This is a genomic window from Lysinibacillus composti, from assembly GCF_016908465.1.
GTDB classification, from domain to species: domain Bacteria; phylum Bacillota; class Bacilli; order Bacillales_A; family Planococcaceae; genus Ureibacillus; species Ureibacillus composti_A.
This window is the reverse complement of the sequence record NZ_JAFBDY010000007.1, coordinates 22,220-37,829: the sequence shown is the minus strand read 5'-3', so window position 1 is coordinate 37,829 and position 15,610 is coordinate 22,220. Positions and strand designations below refer to the sequence as shown.

The 15,610-nt window shown below is 36.9% G+C and carries 13 protein-coding genes and 1 tRNA gene; 11 read left to right on the top strand and 3 right to left on the bottom strand.

Annotated features, from left to right (window positions below; all coding sequences use genetic code 11):
* Positions 1–17: 17 nt before the first annotated feature.
* The 3 genes from whiA (at position 18) to JOD29_RS09375 (ending at position 2,242) form a co-directional block, all read left to right on the top strand.
* A complete protein-coding gene (gene whiA, locus JOD29_RS09385) occupies positions 18–962 on the top strand; it encodes a DNA-binding protein WhiA (RefSeq protein WP_124764357.1) in 945 nt (314 codons plus the stop codon).
* Between the two features lie 97 nt (positions 963–1,059).
* Positions 1,060–1,317 (top strand): HPr family phosphocarrier protein, encoded by a 258-nt coding sequence (locus JOD29_RS09380; protein WP_124764356.1) that lies wholly within the window; start codon positions 1,060–1,062, stop codon positions 1,315–1,317.
* Positions 1,318–1,609: 292 nt separating this feature from the next.
* The gene (locus JOD29_RS09375) at positions 1,610–2,242 is read left to right on the top strand and encodes an alpha/beta hydrolase (RefSeq protein WP_124764355.1); all 633 of its coding nucleotides are present in this window, start codon (positions 1,610–1,612) and stop codon (positions 2,240–2,242) included.
* Between the two features lie 66 nt (positions 2,243–2,308).
* Here the strand turns inward: JOD29_RS09375 and clpP are convergent, their stop codons facing one another.
* A complete protein-coding gene (clpP, locus tag JOD29_RS09370) occupies positions 2,309–2,902 on the bottom strand; it encodes an ATP-dependent Clp endopeptidase proteolytic subunit ClpP (RefSeq protein ID WP_124764354.1) in 594 nt (197 codons plus the stop codon).
* Positions 2,903–3,300: 398 nt separating this feature from the next.
* On the opposite strand from clpP, the gene JOD29_RS09365 reads away from it, so the two are divergent.
* Positions 3,301–3,375 (top strand) — tRNA-Arg (locus JOD29_RS09365).
* Positions 3,376–4,330: 955 nt separating this feature from the next.
* Here JOD29_RS09365 and JOD29_RS09360 read toward each other — a convergent pair.
* Positions 4,331–4,951, bottom strand: coding sequence for a spore coat protein (locus JOD29_RS09360; protein WP_124764353.1), 621 nt, complete (start codon positions 4,949–4,951; stop codon positions 4,331–4,333).
* A gap of 127 nt (positions 4,952–5,078) precedes the next feature.
* Between JOD29_RS09360 and JOD29_RS09355 the strand changes: the two genes are divergently transcribed.
* From JOD29_RS09355 to eno, 7 genes are all read left to right on the top strand, one after another.
* Positions 5,079–5,318, top strand: a complete 240-nt coding sequence (locus JOD29_RS09355; protein ID WP_124764352.1) for a glutaredoxin family protein — start codon at positions 5,079–5,081, stop codon at positions 5,316–5,318.
* An 87-nt stretch (positions 5,319–5,405) separates the two neighbouring features.
* On the top strand, positions 5,406–6,479 hold the full coding sequence (locus JOD29_RS09350) for a sugar-binding transcriptional regulator (protein WP_240033607.1): 1,074 nt from the start codon (positions 5,406–5,408) through the stop codon (positions 6,477–6,479).
* A 78-nt stretch (positions 6,480–6,557) separates the two neighbouring features.
* A complete protein-coding gene (gene gap, locus JOD29_RS09345; RefSeq protein WP_124764351.1) occupies positions 6,558–7,568 on the top strand; it encodes a type I glyceraldehyde-3-phosphate dehydrogenase in 1,011 nt (336 codons plus the stop codon).
* Between the two features lie 387 nt (positions 7,569–7,955).
* A complete protein-coding gene (locus tag JOD29_RS09340; protein WP_124764350.1) occupies positions 7,956–9,140 on the top strand; it encodes a phosphoglycerate kinase in 1,185 nt (394 codons plus the stop codon).
* An 11-nt stretch (positions 9,141–9,151) separates the two neighbouring features.
* A complete protein-coding gene (gene tpiA, locus JOD29_RS09335) occupies positions 9,152–9,904 on the top strand; it encodes a triose-phosphate isomerase (RefSeq protein WP_124764349.1) in 753 nt (250 codons plus the stop codon).
* Between the two features lie 117 nt (positions 9,905–10,021).
* Entirely contained in the window at positions 10,022–11,566 is a 1,545-nt protein-coding gene (gpmI, locus tag JOD29_RS09330; protein WP_124764348.1) for a 2,3-bisphosphoglycerate-independent phosphoglycerate mutase, read from the top strand.
* An 89-nt stretch (positions 11,567–11,655) separates the two neighbouring features.
* Positions 11,656–12,948, top strand: coding sequence for a phosphopyruvate hydratase (gene eno, locus JOD29_RS09325; protein WP_124764347.1), 1,293 nt, complete (start codon positions 11,656–11,658; stop codon positions 12,946–12,948).
* Positions 12,949–13,699: 751 nt separating this feature from the next.
* Here eno and JOD29_RS09320 read toward each other — a convergent pair.
* Positions 13,700–15,355 (bottom strand): alkaline phosphatase, encoded by a 1,656-nt coding sequence (locus tag JOD29_RS09320; RefSeq protein ID WP_124764346.1) that lies wholly within the window; start codon positions 15,353–15,355, stop codon positions 13,700–13,702.
* Positions 15,356–15,610 lie beyond the last annotated feature (255 nt).

Sequence of the window (15,610 nt, the reverse complement as noted above, 5' to 3'; positions counted from 1 at the left end):
AAGGGGGGTTATAAGACATGTCATTTGCATCAGAAACGAAAAAGGAACTTACGCAAGTTGAAGCTGACGATGATTGTTTAAAAGCGGAAGTATCTGCACTTATTCAAATGAATGGCTCGTTATCATTTACGAACAGACAACTAAGTATCGATGTTCAAACTGAAAACGCAGCAATTGCTAGAAGACTTTATACAATTGTAAAGAAACTTTATCCATATAATGTTGAATTACTAGTTCGTAAAAAGATGCGGTTAAAGAAAAACAATGTGTATATTTGTCGTGTCCGTGATGGTGCACGAGAACTTTTAACGGATCTAGAAATTATTTCTGAAGACTTTCAATTTGATCATACGATTCCCAATGTATTATTAGCGAAAAAAAGCCAAATAAGAGCATACTTGCGTGGGGCATTTTTAGCAGGTGGCTCTGTTAATAACCCTGAAACTTCTTCGTATCATCTCGAAATCTATTCTTTATATAAAGAGCATGGCGAAGCATTAGCAAACCTAATGAATAAATTTCAGTTAAATGCTAAGACAATTGAACGTAAAAAAGGATATGTAACTTACTTAAAAGAGGCAGAAAAAATTTCTGACTTTTTAGGGCTAGTTGGCGCATTCCAAGCAATGTTGAAATTTGAAGATGTTCGAATTGTTCGTGATATGAGAAATAGTGTAAATCGTATCGTTAACTGTGAAACGGCAAATTTAAATAAAACAATTGGTGCGGCATTACGACAAGTAGAAAATATCCGTTTTATTGAAAATACAATTGGACTTGACCAATTACCCGAAAAATTACGTGAGATTGCAAGACTACGAGTAGAATACCAAGATGTTACCTTAAAAGAGTTAGGTGAAATGGTTTCAACTGGCGTCGTGAGTAAATCGGGTGTGAATCATCGCTTACGTAAGATAGATGAAATTGCGAATTCGTTACGCAATGGGGAACAAATTAGATAAAGTTACAAAAAAATAAAGAATGATACATTGTTCTTTTCATATAATTTAGATAAGATAAAATTATATTGATGATCGGTTGTGAAAGGATGTTTGCGAAATGGTTGAAACCAATGTTGAGGTTAAGTTGAAAACTGGGTTACAAGCTAGACAGGCTGCTTTATTCGTTCAAGAAGCGAATCGTTATAAAGCAGAGGTTTATTTAAAGAAAGAAGAGAAAAAAGTTAACGCTAAATCGATTATGGGCATCATGAGTTTAGCAATCGCACGCGGAACTACAGTTACTCTAATTGCAGATGGCAGTGACGAATCTGACGCAATTAAAGGTCTTTCTTCGATTATCCAAAAGGCAGATTAAAATTTTATAAACTTTTGTAAACGCTCGCAAATTTTTTTGCGAGCGCTTTTTTTATCTTCATTTAGTATTTCACAAAAATAAATTACTCGGTCGTAAATTTCCCTTTTCTAGTGAAATCCTGCTCATGAATCTCTTCACTAGGTTATTTCGAAATAAAATTGTTTCCGAATTGCCTCGCAAGATTCGCAATGTTAACGTTAGTACAACTCAGGTTAGATAGGACGAAATTGATTTTTTGGGAATACTTATAAAAATCAATGATGAGAGCAGTACATATTGGAGGAAAGAACAATTGAAAACACAACTGATTTATTCATTAAGTGAACCTCAAGAGAAGACAGAAGGAAAGTCGTATCCTGCAATTTTTGTTATGCATGGTATGGGAAGTAATGAACAGGATTTACCATCTATTTTACAAGCGGTGAAACAGGATTACTTTATCTTTAGTTTAAGAGGGCCTATTAGTCAGCCACCTGGTTTTTCGTTCTTTACTATTGAACGTATTGGCGTACCGCATCGAGAACCTTTTGTAAAAATTATTCAAGATATTCAAGAGTTTATCAATAAAGCAGTAGAGGAATATCCAATTGATGCTGATCAATTATATTTATTAGGATTTAGTCAAGGGGCCATTCTTAGTCAATCCCTTGTGACAATTTTAGGGAACAAACTGGCTGGAATCGTTTCGTTAAGTGGGTATTTACCTCAAATCGTGGTGCAAGAGATGCAACACGCACCAATGAACAATGTGCGAATTCTTCTAGCACATGGAGAACAAGATCAGGTCATTCCTTATAGTTGGAGTGAGCAAAGTAAAGAATTTTTTGAAGAAAAAGGTGCCATAGTTCAGCATTATCCTTATATTGGTGGGCATTTTGTAACTCAACAATTAGTAGATGAAATTGGAAAATATTTTGGTGTGTAGAAAAGTGTGATGATAACAAAAAAGAGCTGTCCCATTTTTTTGGACAGCCCTTCGCTTGGCAAGAAATTATTTTGATTTTTCGCTACGAGTAATGATGTGGTCAATTAAACCGTATTCTTTTGCTTGTTCAGCAGTCATGAAATTGTCACGGTCTGTATCTCTAGCGATTCTCTCTAGTGGTTGACCAGAGCGTTCTGCTAAAATTCCATTTAATTTATCACGTAAGAATAGAATACGTTTCGCAGCAATTTCAATTTCAGTAGCTTGACCTTGTGCACCGCCTAGTGGTTGGTGAATCATAACTTCTGCATTTGGTAATGCATAACGTTTTCCTGGCTCACCTGCAGTAAGTAAGAAAGCACCCATTGATGCAGCCATACCAATACAAATTGTTGAAACTTTTGGTTTAATAAATTGCATTGTGTCATAGATGGCCATACCAGCTGTGATCGAACCACCTGGAGAGTTGATGTAAAGAGAAATGTCTTTCTCTGGATCTTCAGCTTCTAGGAATAATAATTGAGCAACAATAGAGTTTGCCACATTGTCATCAATTGCGCTTCCTAGTAAAATGATGCGGTCTTTAAGTAAGCGTGAGTAAATATCGTATGCACGTTCACCGCGATTTGTTTGTTCAATAACTGTAGGAATTAAATTCATTGTGAAATCCTCCTAATAGAAATTTGATCGTATTCTACAATGCTGAATTTTAATGTTATTTCAGCTATAACAGTATCATACTCTGAATAGTCAAGGATGGTCAAATGTTAAGTCTACCTTTTCTACATATATATGAAGAAAGTTCAATTAACATTCAGAAGTGATGATACAGGGGGAAATGATGATAATTTATATATAGTTTAGTCATGTGGAGTAAAGTAATAGTGCCAATGTCCTCTATGTTGAAAATAAAACAAATTAAAGTTTAATATTATGAAATTAAATAGTTGATTTGTATGAGGGAAATTTGTATAATAATGTGGTCCGTGTTTTTTAATGTATACAATTTATTATTCAGTTTTCAACATCGTTACGAGTAGTACCTAATAATATATTTAGTCCTCGTGGTGTAATGGATAACACTGAAGATTCCGGTTCTTCCGCTGGGGGTTCGATTCCCTCCGAGGGCGCCATTTTACTGTTTCAAATATAACCTTTTTTAATAGTTAGACCTCACTGTATTGATTAGTATAGCAGCCTAACCAATACAGTAAGAATGAAAAAAATGGGATAAAAGGAAATTACTGTACCAATTTATTTTATCCCTTTTTCATTCTCTTTAAACTAATTTTGATTAAATATCTTTCTAATAAAGTAAATAATTTCTTTTAATGTTGATATTTCCTAATAGATGTTCGAGATCGTTAGAGTTTTAATAGCAAATAGTTAGTTTGAGGTTTTTAAATAGTAAACCACCGTATTCATGATTATTGAATGCGGTGGTTTTTTGTTGTCGGGTGGTAAATGAAATGAACTTCATTGGGTGTATGCATGAAGTTCAAAATTAGGTAGGAGAGCACGGGGAATGAATTTCATCGGGGTAATGAAGTTCAAAATTGGGAAGGAGAGCACGGAGAATGAACTTCATTGGGGCAATGAAGTTTAATACTAGAAAGAGATGCAATTGAAATGAACTTCATCGGGGTAATGAAGTTCAGAGGTGCAATGGAAATGAACTTCATTACCCCGATGAAGTTCAAAATAACAAAGAGGCGCAATGGAAATGAACTTCATCAGGGCAATGAAGTTCAAAATAAGAAAGAGACGCAATGAAAATGAACTTCATCGGGGCAGCGACTGTATGAAGAGGATTTCATAGTGAAATTCAATTCAAAAACCCCTTCATTAACTGTATGAAGAGGATTTCATATCATTAATCAGGTCAAACCCTCTACATCAAATGTATTATCACATTATCCACTTAAAAAAATCCACTCTGTGCCCGCATAGCACAGAATGGATTGATCTTTCCCTCTGCTTTTCTACACAGAGGATATTGTAAGCCTTACGCTTTTCTTTAATCAGCCGTCGTCACAGCGCGGTCTTATTCACTCATGCCTTCGTCCAGCTCGAGTAACAAGCAGCTTATTAGTTAGGCATATCTTTAGCTTTATCAGCTTGGCCGTACATGTTTAACATTGCTTGCATGTCTGATGGTGATAATTGTGGGATTTGGTAATAGCCTTGTTTGTTTTGGTAAAGTGATAATTCGTATGCCATTTCGATACAGTTTGGTACTGAGTCTTGAAGAACACGACGAACTACTGGGTTTGTTGCTTCTAGAGCAGCCATTGTTTTACCAGTTGCCCCTGTTTTGTGGCAAGCTAATAAGAAGCCAGAAATAATACCGTCATTCAGTTCACTTGCAGATGTCATAGGCTTTTTAGGTTGACCCGGTGTTAGGCCATATTTTGAATCATTGCCCATTTGCATTTTGTAAGAACGAGTTGGGTGGCTAGGATCTTGACCAGTTTTAAAGCATTCTGCCGTAATATTATATTCATCAAGCATAAATGCATACTGTCTGTCCAAAATATTAAGAAGTTCTTGGTCTTGTACATGTGGACGTAAAAGAATGAATTGGTTTAGACCAGCAATTGCTGCACTTAATACTTCATGAACATCTAGCACTTCGTGTGCACCATGATTCATTGAAAGGGGCATATTCCCTTGAGTCGTTTGAGATTCATTTGTGAATTGGTTTTCCATACGTTAAAATCCTCCCAGAAAGTTATAGTACAAAAGAGTACAGAATATAGTTTGTGTAACTTTTATTTGATTATTCATGACAACTTTGAGATGCTTATTAAACAAATTATTTTTATAGGAGGCTTTTATGAACGTAAAATTTTATAGCAGACCCAATTGTTCACTTTGCACTGACGGACTCATGACACTAAAACTGGTTCAAGAAGAATTACAATTTGACATAGAGCTCATTAATATAGAAGAAAACCATGAATTACATGAAAAGTTTATGATTATGATTCCTGTCGTTGAATATAATGAACAGATTTTACAATATGGAATTTTAGATTATGTGACATTATATGAAGAATTGAATAAAGTAAAGTAAGGAAAAAAATTTGTAGTATTATCCTCAAATATGTATAATTGGTTTAGAAAGTTATTTTTTTACTCCTAGTGGGGCATTTTTGTACCAGTGGGGCAAAGTTGTCCAATTGGTGTATTGGTAGGTGTGTATGATGTGATCAAAGGATATGAAGACGCAGTTCGGTCAATTGTACCGGAAATGTTCAGTTTAATTCAGGTTAGGTATCGCGTTCTTCAAATGATTGATGCAAGTGGACCGATTGGAAGAAGAGTGTTAATCGATTCATTGCAATTATCTGAACGAGAAGTGCGAAATGAAACAGCTTTACTAAAGGAACAAAACTTAATTGAGATGACGCAAAAAGGAATGATTTCAACCGAATATGGGCGTGTCATTTTAGAACAATTAAAGCCTTTATTCCAGGAGCTTTCCGGACTAAAAGCAAAGGAAACAACGTTATCGTCCATATTAGGAATTAATAAAGTCATTATTGTTCCGGGTGATCTTGAAACAGACCATAGTGTATCAACATTACTAGGGAAAGAAGCGGTTACGCTATTAATGGATCTTGCGAAAAAGAACAATGACGTTGCAGTGACAGGTGGTTCATCTGTTGCAGCACTAGCCAATCATTTATCTCCAGTTAAATCGCTAAATACTTTACGATTTATTGCTGCACGTGGAAGTATTGGTGAAGAATTGGAAAACCAAGCAAACACGTTAGTGGCTGAGTTTGCAAACAAATGTAAGGCTACATATCGAACATTATATTTTCCAGAATATTTAAGTGAGCAAGCATATGAGCTGATGTTAGAAGAGCCAAAAGTTAAAGAAATGCTTGAGATATATGACAATATCGACCTTGTCATCCATGGCATTGGTACTGCGAAAGAAATGGCCACTCGAAGAAATACGAGCTCAGAAATTATTGACCTTTTAAAAACGAGCAAAGCTGTAGGGGAAGCATTTGGTTATTATTTTAATGAATCTGGTCAAATCGTATACCGAATTAACACAATCGGGATTCAACTTGAACAGGTGAAAAGTAGTCCAAATATTATTGCGATTGCTGGTGGAGCAAACAAGGCAAAAGCACTTAATGCCTATTTCAAAAATGCACCGAAACAAACGGTGTTAATCACAGATGAGGCTTGTGCAAATCGAATAATTGAGGGTTTATAAACTTTAAGAAAGGCTACACTGTTGTGAGGTAGCCTAGAAACTTATTCTAAAAATTGATTATATGGAGGAAGTTAACTTATGGCGGTAAAAATTGCAATAAACGGTTTTGGAAGAATTGGAAGACTAGTATTTCGTGAAGCAATGAAACAAGAAGAATTTGAAGTTGTGGCAGTGAATGATTTAACGGATGCACATCAACTGGCACACTTACTTAAATACGATTCAATTCATGGGATCTATGATGCGGAAGTTGGATCAGAAGATGATGCATTTCTCGTAAACGGCAAACGAGTTCAAGTATTCTCTGAGCCTGACCCGGCAAAATTACCATGGGGCGAATTAGATGTTGATGTAGTTGTAGAAGCTACTGGTCGATTCCGCTCAATGGAGGACGTAGGTAAGCACGTTCAAGCTGGTGCGAAAAAGGCAATTCTATCAGCACCTGCTAAAGGGGATATGCCAACATACGTAATGGGTGTTAACCATACTCTGTACGATCCAACACAAGATGTCATTTCAAACGCATCATGTACAACGAACTGTTTAGCGCCTGTTGCGAAAGTGCTAGACGAAAAATTTGGTATTGTCCGTGGTCTTATGACGACAATTCACTCATATACAAATGACCAACGTATTTTAGACTTCCCACATAGTGATCCAAGAAGAGCGCGTGCTGGGGCAGTTTCTATGATTCCAACTACAACTGGGGCAGCCATTGCAGTTGCTAAAGTACTTCCGCATTTAAAAGGAAAATTAGATGGATTTTCTATGCGAGTTCCTACTCCGAATGTATCGTGTGTAGACTTAGTTGCGGAGTTAAAAGAAAATGTCACAATTGATGATGTGAATAACGCATTAAAAGAAGCGGCAAATGGTGAACTAAAAGGTATTCTCGACTACAATGAGTTACCATTAGTTTCAATCGATTATAACGGTAATCATCATTCATCTACTGTTGATGGACTTTCAACAATGGTATTAGATAATAATATGATCAAAGTGCTTGCTTGGTATGACAATGAAATTGGTTATTCAACTCGATTAATGGAATTAGCAAAATATATTTCACAACAAGGGTTTAATAAATAAACTTTGACTTAGTCTAATGTGACATACTATTCAAATGTTTGAATGGAAATGACGTCCTGAATTTATATTCTCCTTACTGCTTCAATTTCCCTGTAAGCGTATGACTCACAGGGGCAAATGTACAGTATGGTAGAGAAATTTAGATGGAGAAAAAAGTGTAACATATTTAAGGATTTTCAACACAAAAAGTATAGCCTTTATATTTATTTCCATTTATAATAATGGAGGGTAAAAGAAGCGGTGGATTACCCATCGCTTCTTCTTTATGTAGATAAATAAAATAGTAGTGAAATGAGACATACCTAAATGACTTTTGATAGACTATTATGTGTTAAAGAAAGTAATAATAGGAAAGTCTAAAAGTAGCAAAATGAAGGAGGTTTCTTCATGTTTTTGAAGAAGACGATGAATGATGTCGATGTAAAAGGCAAGCGAGTGTTTGTCCGCGTAGATTTTAACGTTCCAATGGAGGAAGGTAAAATTACAGATGAAACACGTATTCGTGCAGCTATTCCAACAATTCAACAATTAGTTGAGTCGGGCGCAAAAGTTATTTTAGCTTCTCACTTAGGTCGACCAAAAGGTGAAGTAAATGAAGAGATGCGTTTAACAGCTGTTGGGAAACGTTTAGCGGAAATCATGAACAAGCCGGTTACAAAATTAGATGAATCAATCGGTGAAACAGTTGAGCAAGCAGTTGCAAAAATGGAAGACGGCGACATCGTATTACTTGAAAATGTTCGTTTCCACAAAGGCGAAGAAAAAAACGATGAAGAACTTGCGAAAAGTTTTGCAAAATTAGCTGATTTATATGTAAATGATGCATTTGGTGCCGCTCACCGTGCACATGCTTCAACTGAAGGAATTGCAAAACACATTCCTGCTGTATCAGGTCTATTAATGATGAAGGAATTAGACGTACTAGGAAAAGCATTATCTAATCCTGAAAGACCATTTACGGCGATCATTGGTGGAGCGAAAGTAAAAGATAAAATCGGCGTAATCGAAAACTTATTAGATAAAGTAGACAACCTAATTATTGGTGGTGGACTTTCATTCACATTTACTAAAGCGCAAGGGTACTCAATCGGAAAATCGTTACTAGAGGAAGATAAGATTGAACTTGCCAACTCATTCATTCAAAAAGCAGAAGAAAAAGGGGTAAAACTTTATTTGCCAATTGATGCAGTTGTAGCGAATGAATTTTCAAAAGATGCTGAAACAAAAGTGGTTGATATTGATTCAATTCCAGAAGACTGGATGGGTCTAGATATTGGACCTAAAACAGCAGACTTATACGCTGATGTCATTGAAAGTTCAAAACTAATTATTTGGAACGGGCCTATGGGTGTGTTCGAAATGGACAAGTTTGCAAATGGAACAAAAACTGTAGCAGAAGCTATGGCGAAAACAGAAGGCTATACAATTATCGGTGGAGGAGATTCCGCTGCAGCAGTAGAAAAATTCGAAGTTGCGGGTCTTATGGATCATATTTCTACTGGTGGCGGTGCGTCTCTTGAACTGATGGAAGGCAAAGAACTTCCTGGAATTGTAGCGCTAAACGATAAATAGGAGGCAACTTCATGCGTAAACCGATAATTGCAGGTAACTGGAAAATGTATAAAACATTTGACGAAGCAGTTGAATTTGTTGAATCTGTACGTGAAGCAGTACCGTCAGATGAGAAAGTGGACGCGGTTATTTGCGCTCCAGCCCTATACTTACCTACACTTGTTGATCTTGCTACTGAAACAGATTTAGCGATTGGTGCACAAAATATGCACTTTGAAAATGAAGGAGCCTTTACAGGTGAAATTAGTCCTTCTCAATTAGAAGCTATTCATGTGGATTACGTTATTTTGGGACACTCAGAGAGACGTGAATATTTCAATGAGACAGATGAAGCTGTGAATAAAAAAGTGAAAGCAGCACTTTCTCATGGCATCGTTCCAATCATCTGTTGCGGCGAAACATTAGAAGAGCGTGAAGCAGGTCAAACAGAGGAAAAAGTCTCAAACCAAGTGAAAGCAGCACTTCAAGGATTTTCTAGTGAAGAAGTAGCGCACATGGTCATTGCTTACGAACCAATCTGGGCTATCGGAACAGGAAAGACTGCAACTGCTGAAGATGCGAATCATGTTTGTGGCCAAATTCGTAAAGTGGTGGAAGAGCTTTACGATAACAGCACAGCACAGCAAATTCGCATTCAATATGGCGGTAGTGTAAAACCAGATAATATTGAAGAATTATTATCAAAAGAACACATCGATGGGGCGCTTGTAGGCGGTGCAAGCTTACAAGTAGAATCTTATTTAGCTTTATTAGACAAAATCTAATAAAGCTAAAGCTTCGGCTATGCCACATAGAAAGATCATCAAACATTGTGCCAGAGTTTCAAATCCTGGCCAGTGACGCCAAAGCGAAATTGATTAAAAGTATTGGAGGCGCGGCTAATGCCTAAACAGCCAGTTGCATTAATTATTTTAGATGGTTTTGCATTCCGAGATGAACAATTCGGTAATGCAGTTGCACAAGCAAAAAAACCTAATTTTGATCGATATTGGGCGAGTTACCCACATTCAACATTAACGGCTTCAGGGGAAGCAGTTGGTCTTCCTGATGGGCAAATGGGGAATTCAGAAGTAGGACACCTAAATATCGGTGCAGGAAGAATCGTTTATCAAAGCTTAACACGAATACATAAATCCATTCGTGAAGGTGACTTTTTCCGAAACGAAAAGTTTATACAAGCTGTACAACATGCGAAAGCTTATAATTCTAAACTTCACTTAATGGGGTTATTATCAGACGGAGGAGTACACAGTCACTATGAGCATTTGTTTGCCTTATTAAAGCTAGCAAAAGCAAATGGGTTAGAAGAAGTGTATGTACATGGATTTTTAGATGGTCGTGACGTAGGGCCAACAACAGCTGTTGGTTATATCGAAGAAGCAGAAAAACAAATGAAAGAAATCGGTATTGGGAAATTTGCTTCCATTCATGGACGTTACTATGCGATGGACCGCGACAAACGTTGGGAACGTGTAGAGTTATCCTATAAAGCACTTGTGGATGGGATTGGACAAACTGCAGCCACTGCAAAAGCGGGTGTGGAATCTTCCTATGAACGTGAAGTTGTCGATGAATTTGTTATTCCTTTTGTAATTACGAAAGAAGGACAACCTACTGCAACAATCGATACAAATGATGCAGTGGTGTTCTTTAACTTCCGACCTGACCGTGCAATCCAATTATCAAAAGTTTTCACGAATGATCAATTCGATGGTTTTGAATTATCGAATAAGCATCCTAAAAATTTAAAATTTGTTTCCTTTACACATTATAGTGTAGATGTAAATGCAGATGTAGCGTTTGAAAATGTTGATTTAGTCAATACTGTCGGTGAAGTTATTGCTGCAAATGGCTTAACTCAACTACGCATTGCAGAAACAGAGAAATACCCACACGTGACATTCTTTATGAGCGGTGGTCGAGAAGCAACATTCCCAGGGGAAGAACGACTATTAATTGCTTCGCCAAAAGTTGCTACATATGATTTAAAACCAGAAATGAGTGCTTATGAAGTAACGGAAGCACTATTAGCAGAAATTGCAGCGGATAAGTTTGATGCGATTATTTTAAACTTTGCAAATCCAGATATGGTTGGGCATAGCGGAATGCTTGAACCAACGATCAAAGCAATTGAAGTAGTAGACGAATGTTTAGGTAAAGTAGTTGACGCAATCCTTTCAAAAGGTGGCGCGGCTATTATTACAGCTGACCATGGTAATTCAGATGAAGTCGTCACTTTAGAAGGACAACCGATGACAGCTCATACAACGAATCCTGTTCCGATTATTGTAACAAAACCAAATATTACAATAAAAGATGGTGGGATTTTAGCAGACCTTGCTCCTACTATGTTAAAATTGCTAGGTGTGGAACAACCACAAGAAATGACAGGAACACCATTATTTGACGTTGCTGAAGAAGAATAACAGTATGAAAGACTCTAAGCTCGGTCTGACCAAATTAGATTCAAGCTTTAGATAAACTTAAAACAATTAGACGGTGAGGAGAAAACATTATGCCATTTATTACTCAAGTTTATGCTCGTGAAGTATTAGATTCACGTGGTAACCCAACAGTTGAAGTAGAAGTATTCACAGAATCAGGTGCATTTGGACGTGCCATTGTACCATCAGGAGCATCAACTGGTGAATATGAAGCAGTTGAATTACGTGATGGTGACAAATCTCGCTATCTTGGCAAAGGTGTTTTAAAAGCGGTAGATAATGTAAATACAATTATTGCTGAGGAATTAGAAGGTAATTATTCTGTTCTTGATCAAGTAGTAATTGATCAAGCTTTAATTGAACTTGACGGTACAGAAAATAAAGGCAAATTAGGGGCAAACGCAATTTTAGGTGTATCTCTAGCTGTTGCGCATGCAGCATCAAGTTATTTAGATATTCCTTTATATCAATACTTAGGTGGCGTTAATGCAAAACAACTTCCTGTTCCAATGATGAACATCTTAAACGGTGGTGCACACGCTGATAATAACGTTGATATTCAAGAATTCATGGTTATGCCAGTAGGTGCAGAATCATTCACACATGCATTACGCATTGGTGCTGAAGTATTCCATAGCTTAAAAGCAGTATTAAAAGACAAAGGCTACAATACAGCAGTAGGTGATGAAGGCGGATTCGCTCCAAATCTTTCATCAAATGAAGAAGCAATTCAAGTAATTTTAGCTGCAATCGAAAACGCTGGTTACAAACCAGGTGAAGAAGTACGCCTAGCAATGGACGTTGCATCTTCTGAGTTATTCAATAAAGAAGATGGTAAATACCATTTAGATGGTGAAGGAGTTGTTAAAACTTCTGAAGAAATGGTTGACTGGTATGAAGAGTTAACATCAAAATACCCAATCATTTCAATCGAAGACGGTTTAGATGAAAACGACTGGGCTGGTCATAAGCTATTAACAGAACGTATCGGAAACCGTGTTCAATTAGTTGGGGATGACTTATTCGTAACAAATACGAAAAAATTATCTGAAGGTATCGAACAAGGCGTTGGTAACTCAATCCTAATCAAAGTTAACCAAATCGGTACATTAACTGAAACTTTAGATGCAATCGAAATGGCGAAACGTGCAGGCTATACAGCAGTGATCTCTCACCGTTCTGGTGAATCAGAAGATGCAACAATCGCTGATATCGCAGTAGCAACAAACGCTGGTCAAATTAAAACAGGTGCTCCATCTCGTACAGACCGCGTTGCAAAATACAACCAACTTCTTCGCATCGAAGACCAACTAGGTGCAACTGCACAATACCTTGGTTTAAAAACTTTCTATAACTTACGATAAGATGATCCTTACACAAAGGGCCTCAGTTTTGAGGTCCTTTTTTCGTGCTTACAAAAATTATGATCTCCAGGTAGTTAAACAGATGTACGTTAAATTAAAATTGAGGATGGGATCAAACCCAAAAACACTCATGAGAAAATGGTGTTTTGGATGTTGCATTATACATAAAGTGGATGTAAAAGTTGCGGCCTTGCTTGGCAATCAGTTATAAGCGAAAATAGTTCGGTTAATGGGTGTAAGGGATGCTTTGAGAGTAGAAATAAGGGAAGGAAATTCCGTTAATGAGTACAGTAGAGGCTTGGCAATCGGATATAAGCGAAAATAGTTCCGTTAATGAGAATAAGAGATGCACTGGGAGCAGAAATAAGGGAAGAAAATTCCGTTAATAAGTACAGGAGAGGCTTGAATGGCTGAAATAAGGGAAAAAAATTCCGCTAATAGCTCTATAATGGGGAAAATTCAACGATTTTAAGAAGATAAGGGAAAAAAATTCCCTTATTTGAGGGGAAATAAGGGAATTTTTCAGAATAAGGGAAAATCATTCCCTTATTTTTACACAGATGAAAACCAAGCATAGTAATTCACACCAGCAATCCATAGAGAGTGTCCATCACAACTTGTGATTTACTAAAGTTATGCATGCCGCTTTCTCATAAGGCCACTAATATAGAAACAAAAAACGGGGTAAGAAAAATCACTACGATTTCTTACCCCTTTTGAATATCAGAGCACCCATTCGCACTCCACCGAATTATTTTGCGAGTTTCAACGCATCTTCTGAAATAAAGAATTGGCGATCATTATAAACAGTTACCGTATTTAATTCGTGAGTTTTGCTTTTTCCACTATTCTTGTTTTCTACAATGACAATGTTTTTATTTTCAGGGATTTTTACAAGTTTATTTTTACTTTCTGCAACAAACACAGGATTTGCCGAATCTGTTTGATCGATGCTCGTTGTGTAGCCTAATTTTTTGAATGATTCTTCTGCATTCACAAAGATTTTATTCGATAATTGATTTAAATCAAATCCCATTGCTTTCGCCATTGTATGTGCTAAGTCTGTGTTTTCCACTAGTCCAGTTGGTTTCGCTGGACCATATGAGTATAAGAATACATCTTCACCTGTATGACCACCAGTTGTAAATCCGATATTTGCACGTTCAGATAATAGTTGGACCATTATAGAGCCTAATTTTTTAGTGTCAGTTTCTTGTAGTGCTTTAATTTCTGCAGCTGATGGATTTGTAATGCCATAAAGTGCCGCTACTTCTAGTAAATTCGAGCGATCTGCTTTTAATAGGCTTAGTGCACCTTCAACTGTCATTTTTGCTTCTTTCAAAGGCTCAATATAATCTTTAACAGGTGTTGTATCATAGCCGGAAGTTGTGTTTTTATTACCGATTGTGATTCCACTGTTCCCATGGTCAGTTACAGCAATGACCATTGTATTGCCGTCTTTTTCAGCAAATTCTAATGCTTCACCCACGGCATCATCAAATGCTAAGAAGTCTGAAATCATACCGATTGGGTCATTTGCATGGGCAGCCCAGTCAATTTTACTTCCTTCTACCATTAAGAAGAAACCGTCTTTATCCTTTTGTAATGTATTAATCGCTTTTTCTGTCATTTCAGCAATTGTTGGTTCTTCTGGTTTAGTCGTTGCGCGGTCAAAATCATACGCTACTGCACTAGGAGCAAAACTTCCCCAAAGTTTCTTTGACTTAGATTTTAATAATTCATTACGATCTGTTACATAGTCATAACCTTTCGCTTCAACCACTTCTAATAAGTTTTCTCCATCTTTACGAGTCTTAGATAAAGAGTCGGAACCACCACCAAGGATCACATCCATGTTTTGATACACTTGTTGTTCAGCAATATCATCATAGTTAGAGCGTTTTGCAACATGGGCAGAGAAACCAGCTGGTGTTGCATGTTGAATTTCAGATGTTGAGACAATTCCCGTTGCTTTTCCATCAAGTTTTGCACCCTCTAAAACATTGGCTACTGGTTTGAAGTGATCTTTTTCAGCTACCGGTTTAACCCCAGGAGTTGTCACAATGGAAGGTAATACCCCTACGTAACCACTATTTGATTTATTACCAGTGGCTAATGCAGTTGCTGCTGGAGCAGAGTCTGTAATAGCTGATTCTGCAGAGTAAGTTTTCACTCCGCCAGTTAAAATACGATCTAAAGCTAAATCTTCGCCTTTGTACCAACGTGCAAGTGTGCTAAGGTCATCGCTGCTACCATCCATGACTAACATGATGACATTTTCAACTTCTTCTTTATTTTTCCCCTTATTGTCTTTCGCTTGAGCGTCTTGTGAAGCCATTACCCCTAATGATGAAACTGCTAGTGTACCTACCAAAGCATAAGAAAGCCATTTTTTACGAAAACCCATTTAATATTCCTCCCACTGAATGTTTGTTTTAACAATTTGAATGGTAGCAGAGTCATATTACAGGCAAATTAATAGATTAATAATTTCTATTAAGTATGTAAAAGTTAGATTTAGATTTTAAAATTTTATCTCGTAAGGTCTTAAATCTATCTCGATAAAATAGGGGGAATGGCCCAAAAATAGGTTGCGTACATAGAGATTGTGTATAGCGAAGAAGAGCATTATTTGTCTAAAATTTATGAGTTTGGAATTATT

What these genes read in the sequence shown, in the direction of transcription:
- whiA (WP_124764357.1), top strand. Translation starts at nt 18, where the DNA reads ATGTCATTTGCATCAGAAACGAAAAAGGAACTTACGCAAGTTGAAGCT.
- JOD29_RS09380 (WP_124764356.1), top strand. Translation starts at nt 1,060, where the DNA reads ATGGTTGAAACCAATGTTGAGGTTAAGTTGAAAACTGGGTTACAAGCT.
- clpP (WP_124764354.1), bottom strand. Translation starts at nt 2,902, where the DNA reads ATGAATTTAATTCCTACAGTTATTGAACAAACAAATCGCGGTGAACGT.
- JOD29_RS09360 (WP_124764353.1), bottom strand. Translation starts at nt 4,951, where the DNA reads ATGGAAAACCAATTCACAAATGAATCTCAAACGACTCAAGGGAATATG.
- JOD29_RS09355 (WP_124764352.1), top strand. Translation starts at nt 5,079, where the DNA reads ATGAACGTAAAATTTTATAGCAGACCCAATTGTTCACTTTGCACTGAC.
- gap (WP_124764351.1), top strand. Translation starts at nt 6,558, where the DNA reads ATGGCGGTAAAAATTGCAATAAACGGTTTTGGAAGAATTGGAAGACTA.
- JOD29_RS09340 (WP_124764350.1), top strand. Translation starts at nt 7,956, where the DNA reads ATGTTTTTGAAGAAGACGATGAATGATGTCGATGTAAAAGGCAAGCGA.
- tpiA (WP_124764349.1), top strand. Translation starts at nt 9,152, where the DNA reads ATGCGTAAACCGATAATTGCAGGTAACTGGAAAATGTATAAAACATTT.
- gpmI (WP_124764348.1), top strand. Translation starts at nt 10,022, where the DNA reads ATGCCTAAACAGCCAGTTGCATTAATTATTTTAGATGGTTTTGCATTC.
- eno (WP_124764347.1), top strand. Translation starts at nt 11,656, where the DNA reads ATGCCATTTATTACTCAAGTTTATGCTCGTGAAGTATTAGATTCACGT.
- JOD29_RS09320 (WP_124764346.1), bottom strand. Translation starts at nt 15,355, where the DNA reads ATGGGTTTTCGTAAAAAATGGCTTTCTTATGCTTTGGTAGGTACACTA.